At 43.0% G+C, this 19,331-nt stretch carries 9 protein-coding genes; 6 read left to right on the top strand and 3 right to left on the bottom strand.

Annotated features, from left to right (window positions below; all coding sequences use genetic code 11):
* The first annotated feature begins 64 nt into the window (after window positions 1-64).
* From pntA to AC5JQI_RS09885, 4 genes are all read left to right on the top strand, one after another.
* On the top strand, window positions 65-1,597 hold the full coding sequence (pntA, locus tag AC5JQI_RS09900) for a Re/Si-specific NAD(P)(+) transhydrogenase subunit alpha (RefSeq protein WP_493912022.1): 1,533 nt from the start codon (window positions 65-67) through the stop codon (window positions 1,595-1,597).
* Window positions 1,598-1,607: 10 nt separating this feature from the next.
* Window positions 1,608-2,996: a Re/Si-specific NAD(P)(+) transhydrogenase subunit beta gene (gene pntB, locus AC5JQI_RS09895; protein ID WP_493912021.1), complete on the top strand. Its 1,389-nt coding sequence runs from the start codon at window positions 1,608-1,610 to the stop codon at window positions 2,994-2,996.
* A 600-nt stretch (window positions 2,997-3,596) separates the two neighbouring features.
* A complete protein-coding gene (locus tag AC5JQI_RS09890; RefSeq protein ID WP_493914653.1) occupies window positions 3,597-4,514 on the top strand; it encodes a tyrosine-type recombinase/integrase in 918 nt (305 codons plus the stop codon).
* 519 nt (window positions 4,515-5,033) lie between these two features.
* Window positions 5,034-12,656 carry a TcdA/TcdB pore-forming domain-containing protein gene (locus AC5JQI_RS09885; protein ID WP_493912020.1) on the top strand — a complete coding sequence of 2,541 codons (7,623 nt, stop codon included), beginning with the start codon at window positions 5,034-5,036 and terminating at the stop codon, window positions 12,654-12,656.
* A gap of 130 nt (window positions 12,657-12,786) precedes the next feature.
* On the opposite strand, the gene uspE is transcribed toward AC5JQI_RS09885, so the two are convergent.
* Complete coding sequence (gene uspE, locus AC5JQI_RS09880) at window positions 12,787-13,731, bottom strand: universal stress protein UspE (protein ID WP_493912019.1); 945 nt, start codon at window positions 13,729-13,731, stop codon at window positions 12,787-12,789.
* Between the two features lie 126 nt (window positions 13,732-13,857).
* Window positions 13,858-14,613, bottom strand: a complete 756-nt coding sequence (gene fnr / locus AC5JQI_RS09875) for a fumarate/nitrate reduction transcriptional regulator Fnr (protein ID WP_493912018.1) — start codon at window positions 14,611-14,613, stop codon at window positions 13,858-13,860.
* Window positions 14,614-14,873: 260 nt separating this feature from the next.
* Between fnr and AC5JQI_RS09870 the strand changes: the two genes are divergently transcribed.
* Entirely contained in the window at window positions 14,874-15,776 is a 903-nt protein-coding gene (locus AC5JQI_RS09870; protein ID WP_493912017.1) for a dimethyl sulfoxide reductase anchor subunit family protein, read from the top strand.
* Window positions 15,777-16,213: 437 nt separating this feature from the next.
* The gene (locus AC5JQI_RS09865) at window positions 16,214-18,148 is read left to right on the top strand and encodes a pyridoxal phosphate-dependent decarboxylase family protein (RefSeq protein WP_493912016.1); all 1,935 of its coding nucleotides are present in this window, start codon (window positions 16,214-16,216) and stop codon (window positions 18,146-18,148) included.
* Window positions 18,149-18,515: 367 nt separating this feature from the next.
* Here the strand turns inward: AC5JQI_RS09865 and AC5JQI_RS09860 are convergent, their stop codons facing one another.
* Entirely contained in the window at window positions 18,516-19,121 is a 606-nt protein-coding gene (locus AC5JQI_RS09860; protein WP_493912015.1) for an MFS transporter, read from the bottom strand.
* Between the last annotated feature and the right edge of the window lie 210 nt (window positions 19,122-19,331).

The raw sequence follows: 19,331 nt of genomic DNA, 5'->3' as shown, positions 1-19,331 counted from the left end.
TCGTTAAATAGGCTTCAACAGGTAATAATCGGCAATATATTTCATTCTCAGAGAAGGAAACATTATGCATATTGGTGTACCAAAAGAACGGCTCTCCAATGAAGCTCGTGTTGCTGCCACACCATTAACCGTGGAGCAATTATGTAAATTGGGGTTTAGCGTCATAGTTGAGTCAGGGGCAGGGCAACTTGCCAGTTTTGATGATGTTGCCTATCAAAAAGCAGGAGCAGAGATTGCAGAACACCATCAAGTCTGGCAATCAGATATCATTTTTACAGTGAATGCCCCCGAAGATGATGAAATAGCCTTGATGAAGGAGGGTGCTACGCTAGTTAGCTTTATTTGGCCGGCACAAAATCCGGAATTAATGGCGAAACTATCAGGACGTAAGGTAACGGTTCTGGCTATGGACTCGGTGCCACGAATTTCCCGGGCACAATCTTTAGATGCTCTTAGTTCAATGGCGAATATTGCTGGTTATCGAGCCATTGTCGAAGCGGCCCATGAGTTTGGTCGTTTTTTCACAGGGCAAATTACAGCAGCAGGTAAGGTACCACCAGCTAAAGTTATGATCATCGGAGCGGGTGTCGCGGGGTTGGCTGCCATTGGTGCTGCCGGTAGTCTTGGCGCAATTGTCCGTGCTTTCGATACACGTCCCGAAGTTAAGGAACAAGTTCAAAGCATGGGGGCTGAATTTTTGGAATTGAATTTCAAAGAAGAGGCTGGTAGCGGCGATGGTTACGCAAAAGTCATGTCAGAAACCTTTATCAAAGCAGAAATGGAATTATTCGCTGCGCAGGCAAAAGAGGTTGATATTATCGTCACTACGGCGTTGATACCCGGAAAACCAGCACCACTGCTCATTACCAAAGAAATGGTTGATTCCATGAAATCAGGTAGTGTGATTGTCGATCTGGCTGCCCAAAACGGCGGTAACTGTGCATATACGCAAGCTGATAAACTTTTCGTGACACCAAATGGTGTGAAAATTATCGGATATACTGACTTACCCAGCCGCCTGCCAACTCAATCATCTCAGCTCTACGGAACGAATCTGGTCAATTTACTGAAATTACTGTGTAAAGAGAAAAACGGGAAAATCACCATCGATTTTGATGATGTCGTTGTGCGTGGAGTTACTGTTATTAAAGAAGGAGAAATCACATGGCCGGCTCCCCCGATCCAGGTTTCCGCCCAACCAGCCCCCAAACCTTCGCCGCTGAAAAAAGAGGATAAACCAGTAGAAAACCCGAAATCTTCGTGGCTGAAATATGGAATTGCCTGTGTGGCAATTATTCTATATGGCTGGTTAGCTCATGTTGCCCCGAAGGAATTTTTATCTCATTTTACTGTGTTCGCACTGTCTTGCATCGTAGGGTATTACGTTGTCTGGAACGTGAGTCATTCACTGCATACACCATTAATGTCTGTCACCAATGCTATCTCAGGGATTATTGTCGTTGGGGCTGTACTGCAAATTGGTGAGGGAGGATGGGTAAGTTTCTTCTCATTCATTGCCATATTGATTGCCAGCATTAATGTTTTTGGTGGCTTTACTGTCACTCAACGTATGCTGAAAATGTTTCGTAAAGGGTAAGGAGTAACTTATGTCGAACGGAGTAGTGACAGCGGCATATATTATTGCCGCCATTTTATTCATTTTCAGCCTTGCAGGGCTTTCTCGCCATGAAAGTTCAAAACGGGGTAACATTTTTGGCATTGTTGGTATGGCAATCGCGTTGATTGCTACTATTCTGGGGCCTGACTCCGGCAAAGTTGGCTGGATTATTTTGGCAATGATCATTGGTGCTGTTATCGGTATTCGCCTTGCCAAAAAAGTCGAAATGACGCAGATGCCGGAATTGGTCGCCATCCTGCATAGTTTTGTTGGTTTGGCTGCAGTTTTAGTGGGATTCAATAGCTTTATCACCCATGATATCTTCGCCACCCCTGTTATGGAAAATATCCATCTTACAGAAGTTTTCCTCGGCGTATTCATTGGTGCTGTGACATTTACTGGCTCAGTTGTGGCATTTGGTAAATTGCGCGGAAATATCTCTTCTAAGCCATTGATGTTATCACACAGGCATAAACTCAATTTAGCGGCGCTGATCGTATCTTTGATACTTATGTTCACTTTTATCAGAACAGAAAATATTGGTTTGCAAGTATTCACACTGTTGATTATGACCATCATTGCACTCGCTTTTGGTTGGCATCTTGTTGCCTCTATCGGTGGTGCAGATATGCCTGTAGTTATTTCCATGCTGAATTCATATTCAGGTTGGGCAGCGGCGGCGGCAGGATTCATGCTAAGCAATGATTTGCTGATTGTCACTGGTGCCTTAGTCGGTTCTTCGGGTGCCATCCTTTCTTATATTATGTGTAAGGCGATGAACCGTTCCTTTATCAGTGTTATTGCTGGCGGTTTCGGTTCTGATGGAATTTCGGCAGATATTGAACAAGATATGGGAGATTATCGTGAGACAACAGCGGAAGATGTCGCTGAACTACTGAGAAACTCCACATCAGTGATTATTACTCCGGGCTATGGTATGGCAGTCGCTCAGGCGCAATATCCGGTTCATGATATTACAGCAAAACTGCGTGAGAAGGGCGTGAATGTCCGTTTTGGTATTCATCCCGTCGCAGGGCGTTTACCAGGCCATATGAATGTTCTGCTTGCTGAAGCCAAAGTTCCATATGACATTGTTTTGGAAATGGATGAGATTAATGAAGACTTTACTGAAACAGATGTTGTTTTAGTCATTGGGGCCAATGATACGGTAAACCCGGCGGCTCAGGAAGATCCTTCAAGCCCTATTGCTGGAATGCCAGTATTGGAAGTTTGGAAAGCCCAAAACGTTATTGTATTTAAACGCTCCATGAATACCGGATATGCCGGAGTGCAAAATCCATTATTCTTCAAAGAAAATACACAAATGTTGTTTGGTGATGCAAAAGCGAGCGTCGAAGCTATCCTTCGATCTTTATAATCTAAAATCGTCTTAATATCCAAAGAGCTTCATATTATAGTATGAAGCTCTTTTTATCATCATCAGAATGTAAAGTGAAATAGAAATTATGTTTACTTGCTATTGCGCGATATTTTTCATTAGCATTGAATCAAAAAAATAGTCTGTTATACAACAAACCCCACAAACTATAAGAGTTAACACTTAGTCAGTTATCGCCCATTCTTTCCCTGCAGATTGCAGAAAAGATATTAAGAACAGTAGTAACAACGTTTTTCTCATTATATATAACTTGTTGTATTAATTTGATATTTTATCCATCATTCATTCTACTTATTAAAATATACATTTGAAAAAGTAAAGTTTATGAAATAAAATAGCATGAGTAATCACCCCTATTTTTCACAGAACGTAACCCTTAAAAGACTTTAGAATTGAGTCAAAAATAGTCAATAAGGAATGGGCTTATATCTATGGGCTACGTTTTTGGCAAACTGTAGACATTGAAGTCAGGAGGCAGCTTTGACCCGCCATAATCAAAATGAAGATAACTACGAAAATAATGATGATAAAAAATCACTGATTATATTGAGAAGTTCCCGACAAGAACCGGACATAATGATGCCTCTATCCGTTCCGGGAACACAGATATATGATAACCCTGCAATTGCGTATCTTGTCAGTCTTGGATCAAAACGCAGTCGTCAGACCATGAAGTCATTTCTGAATATTGTGGCAAAAATGCTTGGGTATCAAAATATTCAGGACTGTACTTGGGGAGCACTGCGACGTCACCATATTCAAGCTATCATGGAAATGCTTTCAGATTCAGGTAAAGCACCGGCAACAATTAATACTTACCTTTCTGCTTTGAAAGGTGTTGCATTGGAGGCATGGACTATGAAGCAACTCGACACCGATAGCTTTCAGCACATAAAACAGGTTCGGTCTGTCAGGGGAAATCGCTTACCAAAAGGCAGGGCACTTGAACGTTATGAAATAAAAACTTTATTTTTTACCTGTGAAAATGATCTCAGTACAAAAGGACTGCGTGATGCTGCAATTATTGGTGTGCTTGTTGGATGTGGGCTTCGTCGTTCAGAAATTATTTCGCTTGATATGAAACACATAATTCGTCGAGAACAAGCATTAAGAGTTATGGGGAAAGGTAATAAAGAACGTCTGTCTTATATGCCGGAAGGAACATGGGAACGCTTAAATCGTTGGGTTGATGAAGTTCGTGGCGATCATCCAGGCCCACTTTTTACCCGAATTCGCCGCCATGATGATGTTACAGATAATCGTTTATCAGACCAGGCTATCTATCACATCCTTGAAATACGCAGAATAGAAAGTGGATTGGAGAAATTTGCTCCCCATGATCTACGCAGAACATTTGCATCAGTTATGCTGGATAATGGTGAAGATATCATTACCGTCAAAGATGCGATGGGACACTCAAGTATTACTACAACCCAAAAGTACGATCGACGTGGAGATGAGCGATTAAAAAATGCAGCCAGAAATCTGGATTTTTAATCTATTTATTGTTTAATTTATCTTTTACAGAATAATAATAATGATGATGATGGTTTTTTTAGTATATTGGGGGGTGATTAACTCAAACGTTAAAGAAATTTCTGTACATAAATCAAATTGATCTTCTTTACTCATGTCAATTGTAATGCGATCCGTTCGTTTCATGCCTAGCGGCATCATTTAATAACCATTTTGCTTTTATACAAGTGATGCCGCTATCCGAAAATGACGAAAATACTAAATGAATAAGCCATACCGTCATATCGAAACTGGCAAAGGTCGTTACAAAGCCCTCTACGTCATATCTAGATAATAAAATAAACGAAAAAAATTCAATAAAAAACCTCATTGTTATAAATAAACCAATTGATTTATATCTGCAATTATTTGCTTAAAACGCAATTGCAAGTAGTTATCATTTTGATAATAATTATCAACATAGTTAGGTATTTTTAGATATTCTGACTAATTCTCGAAGCGCGAAGAGCTTCGCTCAAAAACAGATAAAGGATTACTGTAATGGTTTATATGTCCACAAAATTCAAAAACCTGCTCAATACTTTGATCGATCTACAGATCAAGGAAGGGGGTCGTCAGACTGAATGGTTCAACATGAATGCCAGCGAGCGTGACGACTACATCAGTCAGGTAGGCGAGCGGCTGCAGGAAATGCAGCAAAGTACTTTGAGTGTGCTGGCCGCCCAGTACTTTCAGATGCAAGACACTCCCTCTTCGGTAAGCGACCAGCTGCAAACTTTAAAGCAACGACGACAGCAGATGAACGCCATACCCAACACCCCGGCGACCACTGCCTATAAGCAGCAACTAGACCGCGACATTGAGTTGTATAGCCGTCAGCAGACGGCCATCACGAGCTATAACAATATCTGGAAAAAGGCTCTGCTCAAACTCAATAACGGCAGCGATAAACCCTTAACAGTGGCAGGCCTGATGGTCAATGCATCAATTAAGCAAGACCAAATGAATGAGCAGATCAGCCATCTGGAACGAAAGTTGACCATTCAGGTGGCTGAATCCACGTTCACCGAAGAATACGTGAGGCTGTTCTCCAGACTGCAAGCCGCCAAAAATATCAAGACCCTTTACGACAAATTTCTCAATGCACCGCCTGAGAAGCAGAAAACCACAGCCCTCGACGCCCTCGTCAAGATCCCCCAAGCCTCCGATGATCTGCCGGTGAACATTTCATTACTGATGATGGAGGAGCGCCCTGGCTACATCCGCATGAATGTTGCGCTGGTCAATGCCAGCACCGATGGTCGTTTCAAGGATTTCTTCTTAGAGAACGGCAGGTTGGTAGTACCAACTGATGGGGTACTCAACTTTTCTTTCGGTACCGCAGCCCGCTCCTTGGCCTGGCAGCAACAATACCGGCTGAAGAATGAGCCACCTTCCTTCCGTTCACCGACCTATGCACCAATTCGCTCTGTGTTGGTCAAAACCAAGTTCGTCGAGCAGTATTTCGCCAACCACCTGGTGTCGGAACACTCCTTACGAGAAGGCTTCAAGGCGCAGTTGCTAAATAACGGGAAAAAATTGTTGTTGATCAACGTTGATCGCAAAGTTCCGAACCAGATTGGGATCCAAGTCTCCGGACAGGCGCCGAATACCATCATCACCCGCGAAGTGCCACTGGCTGGTGCCTTGAGCGAGCTAATCAATCAAAACGCGGATATAACAAGCTTCCAGACCATCAGTGTCGAAGGGTTTTACCAGAACAATTACCACCAGGATCGTGACGGGTTGTTCGTCAATATCCATGAGCTTGAACGATCGGTCGGTTTTACCGAGCGCCAGTATCTGTTGGAAATGCCTCAGGGCAACGATTACCGCTCCGCGACACCTTTTGTGGTAATAACCGTCGAGGGTGATGTCGAGGGTGATAAGGTCAGCAGCAGTCACTTGAGCAAAGCGCAGACTGACACCCTGTATAAATACAACACTGCCTTTTTCGAGAAACTGGAACAACTGCGTAAAGATGATAGCAAGGCAAAACGCCTGATTGAAGACACCCCCGAACGCGCTGTATTTATGAAACAGCTGATGCGTTTGCTTGAACGTAACCATATCACCCCGGCAGGGGTTTTGGTGCCAAAAGACATTCGCAGCAGCCTACGCGATATCAGGGGCAACAACCTGAACAAGGTACTGTGGGAACAGGACTTCGCTGAGTCAGTCTGGCAGAGCCGCAATAACGACTCTCTGTTGTTCAGTCTGGCGACGAATCTGGCAAAAAACCATGATGTGAACAAGATCCTACAAGGTGGCTATGTGCAGAGTGACATTGCCCAGGCCAAATTGCTACTGGCACCGCTGTACGAGCAATGGCGTGAGCAAGCTATCGACGAGCAAACCCAACGGGTCGCCAGTGATAACGCGGCACAGCATCCAAACAACCCAAGAGTACATGTCTTTGATCAAGTTGCAGTTGAACGGTCATTAGACAGAAAACTGTTCACCTTGTTATTGCGTGGTTTGGAGGGCTTGGAGATTGACGATGCGCAATTGTACCAAACAACCAAGGCGCTGTTGTCAGGTAATGAGGGCCGGAGCCTGCGCAAACAAGCATTGTTCCATGTCCTGCGCCCGCTAGCCGATAGTTTTTCCAAGGCAGCGGTGCCAGTCAATCCCCATGCTGCGCTGATGTCGGAAAAAGGTGACAACAAGGTCATAATCAATAACCGGCTGAATCAGACCGACCCGTATCTTATCCTCAATACCCACCCGGAGCTGGCATATGCCGATGGCCCGTACCGGATCAAGGAAGATAAATACCGCAGCTACAACCAGTTCCGTCCCGCCCCTAAAAATGAAGCCACACGCTACATGAGTGACCTCGACACCCCGTTTGTAGGCGGAATTTCCGGGACCACCCAAACCGTTAGTAACGTCTTGCCGGAATTGTTCGGTAACACATTGAGCATCAAGGAATACTGGAACTTCCAGATGGCCAATACGGCCTTCATGATCCGTAACGGCTATCACTCGTTCTTTGAAACCTTCTACGTCGCTGCGCGTTACGAACCGGAGGGGGAGGGTAGTATTGGCAAAGACATGTTACAGATGTTCGATCAGTACCGCGATGCAGGCAAAGAAAGGGTGTTAGAGGGTGAACTGTATGCCGGAGTGATGGAACGAGTCTTGCCGATCATCAATCAGGGCTTGCCAGAGGCTGAGAAGTTCCATTCACCGCGTTTTACCCGCTCTGGTCCTAAGAAGGAACCAGAGGGCGTTGCTTCGTTCGATGGAAAACCTGTCAGTAACTGGGAAAAGCCTGTCATTGAGGCTTACCATGAGGGTGGAACGTCCCGCTTTGATGGTCAGCTGATTATTCAGCTTGAAAACGACCCGGTAGTCATGGAGGCAGCGGCAAAATTGGCAGGAAAACACCCTGATTCGGTACTGGTGCAGCTGGATGTCCGCGGTCAATACCAGATGGTTCATGGTGACCTGACTATCCTGAAGGATAAAGAAAAAATCCGCTGGCAGCTGGTTGGTCATAGCCGCGATGGGGAGGATCAGCTTAATCACCAGACGCTGGCCAAACGCACTCCGCAAGACCTTGCGTCACAACTCAGCCAGTTCTGCACAAATTCCGGAATTACTACTTCTCCTGAACATATCAGTATGGTGAGCTGTTCACTGGCTGGTGAAGGTCAGCAGGAAAGTTATGCACTAAAGTTTGCTCAGTCGCTTGACCAGCGTATTCTTCATCCGCGTTCTGTTAAGGCTTATACCACTCAAATTATGGTCAGCCCTGAAGGCCGGAAACAACTCACGGAAAACGGTAATAAAGCCACGTTTGTTTTTAATCCGGAGCATAGGATATGGGCAGTAGAAGTAACTCCAGGTAAATCAGTCCCTACAGGAAGTAGAGTTAACCCGCCACTGGGAAACAAAACAACTCTGGTTCCAGACAATGAGCAGATTGACATCCGGCTGCTGGCGATGCTTAACCGCACAGAGGATTTTCAGCAGGCCATGGCGCAGCTGTACAGCAAAAAAACATTGTCCGCAGAAGAATGGCTACCAGTACTGGGCAGTCTCAGAGAGGATAAGTCCCAATCAGGAAGTTATTCTTTACAGTTTATTAATACGGCACAGTCTGAGCTTCCTCCCCAGACACTCATGACGGATGACCGACGTATTATTGATTTTATTCATTCTTATGATAAAGATCTCGATACTATCAGCAAAACCCACGAGTATACTGAAGGAAAGCTCACCCTGCGCACAGGTATCCCCGAAGTAGAAGCTGTACACGGGCTGAATTCCGCCTTTATCATTCAGACTCTGATCCCCTGGTTTGCCGATAAAAGCCGCACCACTGTAGCCAGTGATAAGGTACCCAATACGCTTCCCTCTACGTTAAAGACAGCACTGCAGGTGCACACTTATGTTAATCTGGCGCAGATGGCTCATGGTGGGCTGGAAGACATCGCTAAACTCGCCAGTTTGTACAGGGCAGTGGCCAGTGAAGGCCGGGGAGTGACAAGTAGCCTGTTTTCATCACTGTCACATGTCAGCACGGGGGTCGGGATCGGATTAAATATCGCCAGTGTGGTACTGGACAGCATAGAACTGGCGCATGCGCAGAATGAATCCCAGAAGGCTGTTTATGGTACTCAGCTGGCGTTTGACAGTGCTGGCCTGGTGACAACTGGCGTGGGTATTGGTGCCGGGATCCTCGGTGCCCCCATTGTTGCGGGTTTTGCCTCCTCACTAGCGGTGCCACTGGCAGGTTTAGGGATTGGTTTTACAGCCCTGGCCGAGGCGTTCGGCAGGGTAGTCGATGATGCAAAGGCGGTAGGCAATTATTTTGCCGATCTGGAAGCCGCTTATCAGCAGGGGGGATATCGGCAGACAGAAAAAGTAACGAAAGATGGCAACCGTTACACAGTGATGGAACCGATCCCCGGCGCAGTGATTAGTAAACTCGATTTGCGCCACGGTGACCTGACTTTTGACAGCCAATATCTCTATCGCAACGACCCGACTCATTCATGGGGCTCAGGCCGGAGTAATTACTTTTTCTGGTGGCCCGGCAGAGCGGCTGATACTGATAAAAATCATGCAATTAATATCCGTGAAGGCATCGGTTACAAACAGGCACAGGTCAACTTCAATTTCCATCCCAGAAGCAGTGACATATTGATCCTGCCAGTTACTATGAAGTCCTACATTAATTACGAATATATGATCCTGCCCTTCGTCACTGGCCGCCACGACCGGGGGTTTGACGTTCTGCGACGACTGGAAGAAGACGGACGATTCGACTTTGATTTTTATGCTTTTCCCGGAGAACGTGTGGTACGCCGTATAAAGCCGGACTTTGTTAAGACGCCAGTTGACATCATTCTGGACGATGAAGACCGGGACATTGTCATCCAGCAGTTGCCGGAGGAAGAGAAGGTTCACGGGATCTTGTCCTACCAATTAATTGGCGGGAAGGGTAAATACCGTATCAGCTTGCAGGAGGGTGTCTCTCTGTCCTTACAGGGAAACACTGATACCCACTGGGTACTGGAAGCCAGTCATATCCGCTCTCATGTTATCCCCAGCCTCAGCAAAAAAGATGACAAACAACTACTGCATATCGGCGGTATAGAGATAACCCTGCCTGAAGCGTCGGATAATATTTCCCTGATAAATAATGCAGGGGTATTTTCTGTCGAGCAGGACAAAGATAATCAGTGGCAGATAACAGAGAACGTAACAAATGCTAAGTCGTATCACAACTTGCAGGAGTTGCATGAACATCTCAGTCAATTAAGCAATTTTGAGCATCACAACAGACCGTACTTAGTGGTGGAAAACTATCAGCCGCCGAAAAGCCGTCTTGTCGGCCGTGCATTCTATGAGACCGGTCGTGATCGTATGATTTACACCAACGTTCCTGACGCAGCAGATTTTCTCAGCTATGCAGAGCTGGCGAAAGTTGAAGGTGATGAGGCGTGGTTTTACCGTGATGCCACGCTATGGCAAGTGGACATTGCCACTGGCGAAGTTCTTCGGCAATATCTGCCGATAAAATTATCGGGGAATGATCAGGAAAAAATCAGCAGCCACGTGATGCAAAGCAATGACCAGCTCTGGTTCGTGGTGGAACAGCAGTTGGATGAAGGTCGTATCTCGTATACTTATCAGGTGGCAGAGAAAACACTAAAACTGGTGGCAGTTGACGGGAATACAGCTATGCTGGCGGGTTTGGAGAAAGTCAGTGAAAAAATCTCTCTGCCTGTCTCCCTCGATTCCAGTGACGGTGATTTTAATGGCCTGCTGGCACCACTGGCGGCGACTCAGTGGTTTATCGGCGATCTCTGCGCACCGGAACGTCAAGTTAAAGGCAGCCCAGCGGAGGTCATCGGCCTTTCTGGGCAAGTAGCGGGTGTGGATAGACATTACTGGTTACAGACTGATGGAAAACAGCTGCAGAATGTGGTCAGAATGAACCGGATAAATCCGGATCAAGAGGATGCCGGTATTCTGGCTGGGCTGAACGATAAAAAACGGAACAATCCGGATCAGGAGAATGACGGCATTCTGGTTGGGCTGAACGATAAAAAACGGAGCATTCTGGCCCTGACGGCGGATTTCACCCTCGTTTTCACCACGACCGGTGATAAACCGGGTTATTATTTTTACAGTCATCAGAGGCATAGTCTTTATTTTCAGCAGGATAATGGCCTGTCCGGCACTCCGGTCAGCAAGGTGGCTATTGATGATATCAGATCCGTATCCATCGTGAACAAGCAGTTGGTTGCACTCTCCAGCTGGGGGATGCTATGGCTGGCAGGTGATCAGGGCAGTGTCCGTCTGATCGGGGTAACGACAGACTGGCTGCAACTGCAACAAAAGAAGCTGCAACAACATGGCCAGAAGACGCTGACTGACGTACTGAAGCAGATGACGCAGGATACTCCAGATCGATTCAGTACCCTGCTACTGTTGGGGTTGCAGGATAAAGACGGAAAACCCGTCAGTGCCTGGTATGACAGTACAAAAAATAAGGTGGTGCAGGGCAGAGTTGGTCTCAATACAGAACACACTCTGGACTACCTTGGTTTGGCGGGGGATGGCAGTCAGGCATGGATTTTTGACACCGATAACCATCAGTTATATCGTCAGCCACTATCGACGGAGACTAACTTTAAATTGAGTGAAAAGCGGGTGCTCTCTGAAGAACCTGCTGCGGAACCCTGGCCCCGGGACGGCCATCAATACCACAGTGCGGTTCGTCAGGGCAATACACTCCGGCTGGAAACCCCGGACGGTGCGGTCTTACTGCTGTCAGCTGACGCCAATATGACAGACCGTCCGATGCTGATTGCCTGGCATTTGCAGGGGCGCACGGACAATCAAATTGCCTCAGCCATTGTGGCACTCAGGAATGAAGCTGCATTACCGCAAGCCGTTAGACTGTTTTCTGAGCGTGGTTATCCTGCGTGGTATCTGCCGAAAGAAGGGAAAACGCTTCGTTCCAGCGAACTTAATCCGGATCATGTTCTGCATTACTTGGGTCAGGTTGCTGGGCAGGAAGCCAGTTATGTCCATGATCAGACTACCGGAGAATTGTGGCAAGTTAGCGAAAGAAAGTCTACCCCAGTGGGGAATTACCGTTTTGTTAACCGAACATCGGAGAGTCTGGTGTTGCAGGTAGGTCAGGTTCCTTATGGTGAAAAAATCAGTCTGCCGCAACTGGCAGGTATCGATCGGCTGGCTATCACCGGACGTTCAGACAAATTGTGTTACAGGCTTTCCCCCTCCGAGACATTGGCTCACTATCGGCATATCACGATAGATGATCGGGGTCAGGGTTCAGCCGTCCGGTTTTCTGATAGCAGATTAGCCAACCTATCACTCTGGCGCAGTGGCGAAAATCTAGAACTGCTTCATCAGGCATTAGAAGACACCAGTATATGCATTGTCAATCTTGAACAGGCGGCTAAGCGCTATATAAAGCTTGAAAGCATCGGAACTCAGACGCTGAAGAAGATAATTTTACTGTCAAAAATAGTTAAACGGATGGAATTAAACCCCAATGTCAGCCGTTTCATATTAGTATCAAAGGAGGATGAGGATGAACTCAATATAAAGCCAGTTGAACGTACAAAGAACTAGAGTAATTTTCATCATGCGATAGAACTGGCGTTGGTGAAAAAGGTTCTAGGGCACAGTGTTAAGCAACTGGTCGATTTAAGTGGCCAGTTGCACAAATTGTTTTTTGGCAATCTATTTATCAGCAATTGTTTTATTCATCATCTAAACTAATCGGGCAAATAAATCCATCAGGCTTAATTGCCAGCAGATCACATTTAAGTCGATCGATAACATGCTCTGCTGTATTACCAAGAAACGCAGCAGATAAACCAGTTCGACCCAGAATGCCTAAAACAACCACACCTGTATTGAGTTCATCACAGACTTCAGGAATGACCTTTTCCGGTACACCTTCATGAACATGAGTATACTGTTCATCAATATAAAATTTTTGACGCAATTCTTTCATTGCAATCAAATGTTGACCACGTAATGCCTGATTATACACATTGGGGTCAAAATCAGGGAGTTCAGTTGCAATATTTAAAGGTGCAACAGGGTAAGCACTAACAAGGTGAATCAAAGGATCTTTTACAATTCGATTAGCAAGATCTTGCGTTTCACGAACTAATTTTAGATTGAGTTCAGTATGATAAGGTTCTTCATTGGATAAATTGACGGCAACAACAGCAGAGCCGTTATCAGGCCATACTTGATCTTTCACCATCCAGACTGGACAAGGACACTTGCGTAACAAATGCCAGTCAAGTGGAGTAAAAATCATGGACTCTAATCGAGAATGTTGATGAGCCATTTTCAGTAACAAGTCATGTTTTTCAGTGATAATTTCTTGAATTATGGCTTCATAAGGACGATTATGCCAAACCACTTTAATCTCAATATCAATTCCTGATTCAAGATAATAATGAGCTTGTTGTTTTATCCAAGCAACTCGCTGACCAATCACGCCCTTACGCATAGCACTTCTTTCTTCTGGAGAAAGCAGGGTAGTCATTTCATAGGAAAGGTCATAAATAGGTAAAAATGCTTTAATCCGACCCCCATTACGCTGAATGATATAAGCAGCCCGTCTTAATGCTGGCTGATCATCCTGATTGGGGTCAATTGCAACTAAGAGATTTTGGTAGTTTGCCATATTGAGTTCCTCGCGGAGTCTGGTGCTTCTTGCATACAGAAGATAAACCAATATGGATAACTATAACAGGCAAAGAGAATGCCAGATCAGCAAAATATAGTGATCTGGCTTAAATTTTAGGTAACGTTAGGGTGCATTAGCAGGAGCCTTGCCAGCCAATTCAGTCAATTTATCCATATCTTCAACGGCAATATACTTACCTTTAACTGCCAAAATACCATTTTTCTGGAAACGACCAAGTAAACGACTGATTGTCTCAACGGTTAAACCAAGGTAATTGCCTATATCTCCGCGAGTCATGGTCAAACGGAATTCTCGAGGTGAAAAACCACGTTGTGCGAAGCGGCGAGACAGGTTATAGGTGAATGCGGCCAACCTTTCTTCCGCATTTTTTTTCGATAACAATAAAATCATCTCCTGATCACCTTTGATTTCGCCACTCATCAAACGCATCATTTGCTGGCGGAGATTAGGCATTTTCCCTGAAAGGTCATCCAGAGTTTCAAATGGAATTTCACATACCATTGATGTTTCCAGAGCTTGGGCGAAACTTGGGTGTTCAGTATTAATGATGGCATCAAATCCAACCAGATCACCTGCAAGATGAAAACCTGTAATCTGTTCATCACCTTCTTCAGTGATAGTATAACTTTTGATGGTCCCAGAACGAATGGCATAGAGTGACTTCAGCGCATCACCAGCCTTAAATAACGTTTGCCCTTTCTGGATGGGTTTCTTACGCTCGATGATATTATCAAGTTGATCAAGCTCATGTTCATTTAAGGTGAAAGGAATGCAGAGCTGGCTGATGCTACAATCCTGACAGTGGATTGCGCAACCACCAGATTGAATCCGACTAATAATACGTTTTTCCGGGATCATAGGGAATGCTCATTAGAAGTGATTGATATGAGTGAATTTAACATATTTAAGTAGCCCTGATAAGGGCAAGATACTTCCATTAATCACGTTATTTACCATTATGAGCGAAAAAAATGAATTTTTTTGTTAACAGTGAAGTCACGTAAAATTTTAGATGTACAATATAAAATCTCAATCAAACTAAAATTGAATCAATAATATATGGATGTAATACGCGTCGATGATGTTGTTTGGTTACAGAAAAATGGAATAGAGTTAACATGAGCGAATGGTTATTAATTGCATTTACAATGATAGTACAAAGCTCAGTGGGGCTTGTATTGATGAGCGCACTTTTTATTTACTGGCTTAAGCACGAATTAAACACATGGCAATATCCTGTGACTATTCTTGTGCAAAAAATATTACTAAGAACATTATTAGTGAGTGGATTATTGGCAGGGTTAGGGCTAGTCGCCTCTCTGAATATTCTGGGGTGTCCATTTAATATTTATCATTCATTGTGCAATATTATACAAGAATGTGTAAACATAGGAAAAATCTTTGCTGCCATCTATTTTGGGTTGCTTGTTTTTTATGCTATTTTTACAGTGCTAGTAAAAAGAATACATGTTTACATTATGTTCTTTATTGGTGTAATTGGATTAATTGACCTCTATTATATGGCAATTATCTATGTTAATAGTGCCATGCTCATATGGACAAATGTTAATACCTATTTTCTGTTTTATAGTGCTGTATTTACATTAGGTCCAGCATTGGCACTGTCATTTATCGGTTACCCGCTAAGGAAATACATCCGAGGAAAATTATCCATTAAATTGATGATGGCAGCCTTGCTTGTCGTATTTATCAGTGTAACAACGAGACTCATTGAACACCCCTATATGGGATGGTTAACAGAAACAACAATAATTAATGACAGTGCTATCTTTCCTCATTTTCCTCATCCGGTTGAGCTTAATGTTAAAAGTGCTTTTGGGCTGAGAATGATTTCTTGGTGCTTATATATTATTGGAATGGCAATCTGGATTTATGCCTTATGGAAGGGAAGAGATAAGCTTTTGATTCGTAATAACACTTCGATTATTCTCGGGACAATTATTATGTTTATTGCTGAGTTGGTTAATCAGTATACATTTTTCATTATATGCAATACATGATCGATAATTCACTCTATCCCGATTAATTATTCTATTCTTTCGTTCCGCATGACAGATTAGTGACAACGTCACCAATTTGTCATGCGTGAATACCTCCTCTTTTATAGTTTCATTAAAAAATATTACCGCATATTCATTATGGGATTGCTATCTCATTTCTTTGTGGTAGCGCACAAATTTCAACTTAATTATTAACTTATAATTAATATTATAAGATTTATGTTTTATATCTATGCAGTAGATTGACTCTCTATATATTGCAGAATATTTTTTATGAGTCCATATAAAATAAATAAATTTTATTTTCAATCAGTTACTACAATGTCTTTACCTTCGTCACAATCGTTCCGTCATTAGCGCAGAAAATAAAAACAATATTATTAATAAGTTTATAAATTTACTGCAAATACAAAAATAAGTTAAAAGGTTGCGTGATTATGGCTAAGTTGATTCATCAAAATTTGAACGTAGATGCATTGTTTTTAGGTCCAAAGTCCGAGAATGCTGTTTTTTTTAGAGAAATGATGGAGTATGCAGTTAGTGAGCACATGCATTGGCGTTCAAGCTTTCATCCAGGAGACGCGGCTTTAATTACATCCATGGATCGCTATGAAAGTAACTACAGAGAAACACTTTATCGAACAGAAGGAATATTGAATCAATTATCAGCAAAACTGAAAAACACATCTATTCCTTTCTTTTCTCCCCGTTATCTGGGTCACATCAACAGTGATACCTTAATGGTTTCTAATCTTGCCTATGTTATGGCCATGATGTACAACCCGAATAACTGTGCTTATGAAGCATCTCCCACGACAACAGAATTGGAGCTTGAATCCGGATTGGATCTCTGCCGCATGTTTGGCTATGACCCTCAAAAAGCTTGGGGGCACATCACTTCTGGTGGAACAGTGGCTAACTATGAAGGATTGTGGGTTGCCAGGAACTTAAAAACATTACCTTTTGCAATATCTCAACACCCTGAAACGAAAGATTTGGTCAGCCATAAATCACACCAGCAATTGATGAATATGCCAACAACTGAAATTCTGGATTTAATCAGCGAGTTACAAGAGCGAGGAATTTTTGAGGAAATACGCGATATAACATGCCGGGGTACTGGAGTGAAACCGGAAATTCTAGGCAAGTTGTTAGTTCCACAATCTAAACATTACTCTTGGATGAAAGCAGCCGATATTTTTGGTATTGGTCAAGAAAACATTGTTCCACTACCCGTCAATAAAAATTATCAAACTGATGTTGTCAGTATGCGCGAAATCACTTTTGATTTAATTGAAAAGAATGAGTCAATTTTGGCGATGATTGCTGTTGTTGGAACAACAGAAGTTGGGGCAATTGATCGGATTGATGAAGTTATTGCATTAAGGCAGGAATGTGAAGAGCGTTATGGAAAGTCATTCTATATCCATGTTGATGCCGCTTATGCAGGATATGCTTGTACTATGTTACTGAATGAAGAAGGAAAATTTATAGAGTATGATAAGTTGGCTGATTATCACCGTTCAATGGAAATGATGCCAGAAAATATCAGTTGGCCAAAGCCAGAAGTTTACCAAAGTTTCAAGGCCTTGAAAGAAGTTGATTCAATTACCATTGACCCGCATAAAGTAGGTTTCATTCAATACGCTGCTGGTGCCATCTGCATGAAAGACAAGCGTATTCTAGATTTAATATCTTCCCGTGCGGCGTATGTCTTTCAAGAAAACGGTACCTTTGAAGCAACGAATGCTGAAACGAATACTGAAAACAATAATCGGAAAATTCTAGGTTCATCTATCATGGAAGGGTCAAAATCTGGTGCTACAGCTGCGGCACTTTGGGCCACTCATCGTTTATTACCGCTAAATATTAGTGGATATGGGAAAGTGATTGCTGCTGGTATTGTTACGGCACAAAGGTTATTGAATAAACTCGCCGGTATGCCGCCAATAGAAGTGGGTAAACACCGGTTTGAAGCTCATATCATGTCATCACCTGACTTCCATATGATCAATTTCACATTCAAAGAAGTCGGTAACGACAGTCTGCTTAATCATAATGTTCTCAACAAACGACTCTATGAACTGTGTTCGTATTCTACAGGACGTGCTTATACCAATGATTTTCTCACATCATCAACCATACTGGATTACAAAGAGTATGGTGACACACCGTGGTATTACGCAGAAAAATGTGGTTTTAGCCGTAGTGAATGGGAAAAAGTCCGCTGTGTCTATGTACTGCGTGCAGCAGTAATGACGTACTGTTTACGTAATGAAGAACATTTCGAAGAGTACTGGCAGCAATTGCAAGCCATATTTGTCAAGAAATTAAACCAATTAGTTGACGAAAATGATAAAAATCACGTTTGATATCAAACGATTATATTCTATTCATTAGTTAATAAATATTGTTTTGAATATTAGATATATGATATTTTAATTAGTTAATATATAAGGAATTAATTTATAGCCAGCTCGAGAATTTTCTCGGGCTGGTCTTTTATTCTGGATATTTCAACTTCCAGTTGGAAAAACGGTGTAGATTGGATTTGAGAGTGTTTTCTTTCAAGTCTTTTATTTTTATATCGCTATTTTATACCTATCCAAATAGTCCAAAAATCTTTCTCAATAATATCAGATTTGGCCCCCACCTCTTTTTCAATGTAATTGATAAGATAAGTAATTTCTTCATTACTTAATTCGTGCATAATAGAACGACCTTTACGTAACTGGAGATCTATTGCCAACTGTGAAAAATCTTTATAGGTCGTGCGTTTTTCCAAAAGAGAATTTGAAATGGAATATATTTTCTACTTATGAGGAAAAGTAGACATCCTCCCGCTGTTGTTGCCAAAAACGGCAACTTCCAATGAAATAACTCCGTTAAAATACCCGCAAGAATGGGACCTGCCGCAATCCCTACAGTCATACCGAACATAACAACACCCATCACCGAAGCGTGTTTATATGGTGGAAATATTTCTGCAATTAATGCAAATATTGTCGGAATCAACGCGGCTGAAGCAATGCCTCCCAATATACGCAATCCAATTGCTATCTCTAGATTAGGTGCTATCGTCAATGCCAACCCATCAAGTGAAAGAAATAACAAGGATACCAGCAACAATTTGCGCCGATTTATCCAATCAGACAGCCATCCAAAAATAGGGGCAGCAAGGGCGTAGGCCAGGACATAACTTGAGACTAACCGGATGGCTTCATCTATCGTGGTATTAAAGGCTTCGGACAGTGGTTTAAGCATGGGAGATAACATAAATTCTGTTACACCAATGAAAAATACAGAAAGTGAAAAAAGAGGTAAAACAACACGTTGCGACGACATATAGTCCCCCATGATTAAAAGGATATAATGAGTTAGCTGAAATTAATTGATGAAATCTAAAGCAGAATGTTTAGTGTTATGGAAATGATATACGCGGAAGAAAAAATATTAATGAGAGATTTTGAATAATACTAAGGTTTATCAAGTATGGCAATTGATCGACTCTATCAGGATAGCAAATTAGCCAAATTCTACGATTTCGATAACGAC

The organism is Xenorhabdus sp. XBWT (assembly GCF_059072735.1).
The sequence above is the reverse complement of the archived record's forward strand: the minus strand, read 5'-3'. Positions and strand labels throughout refer to the sequence as shown.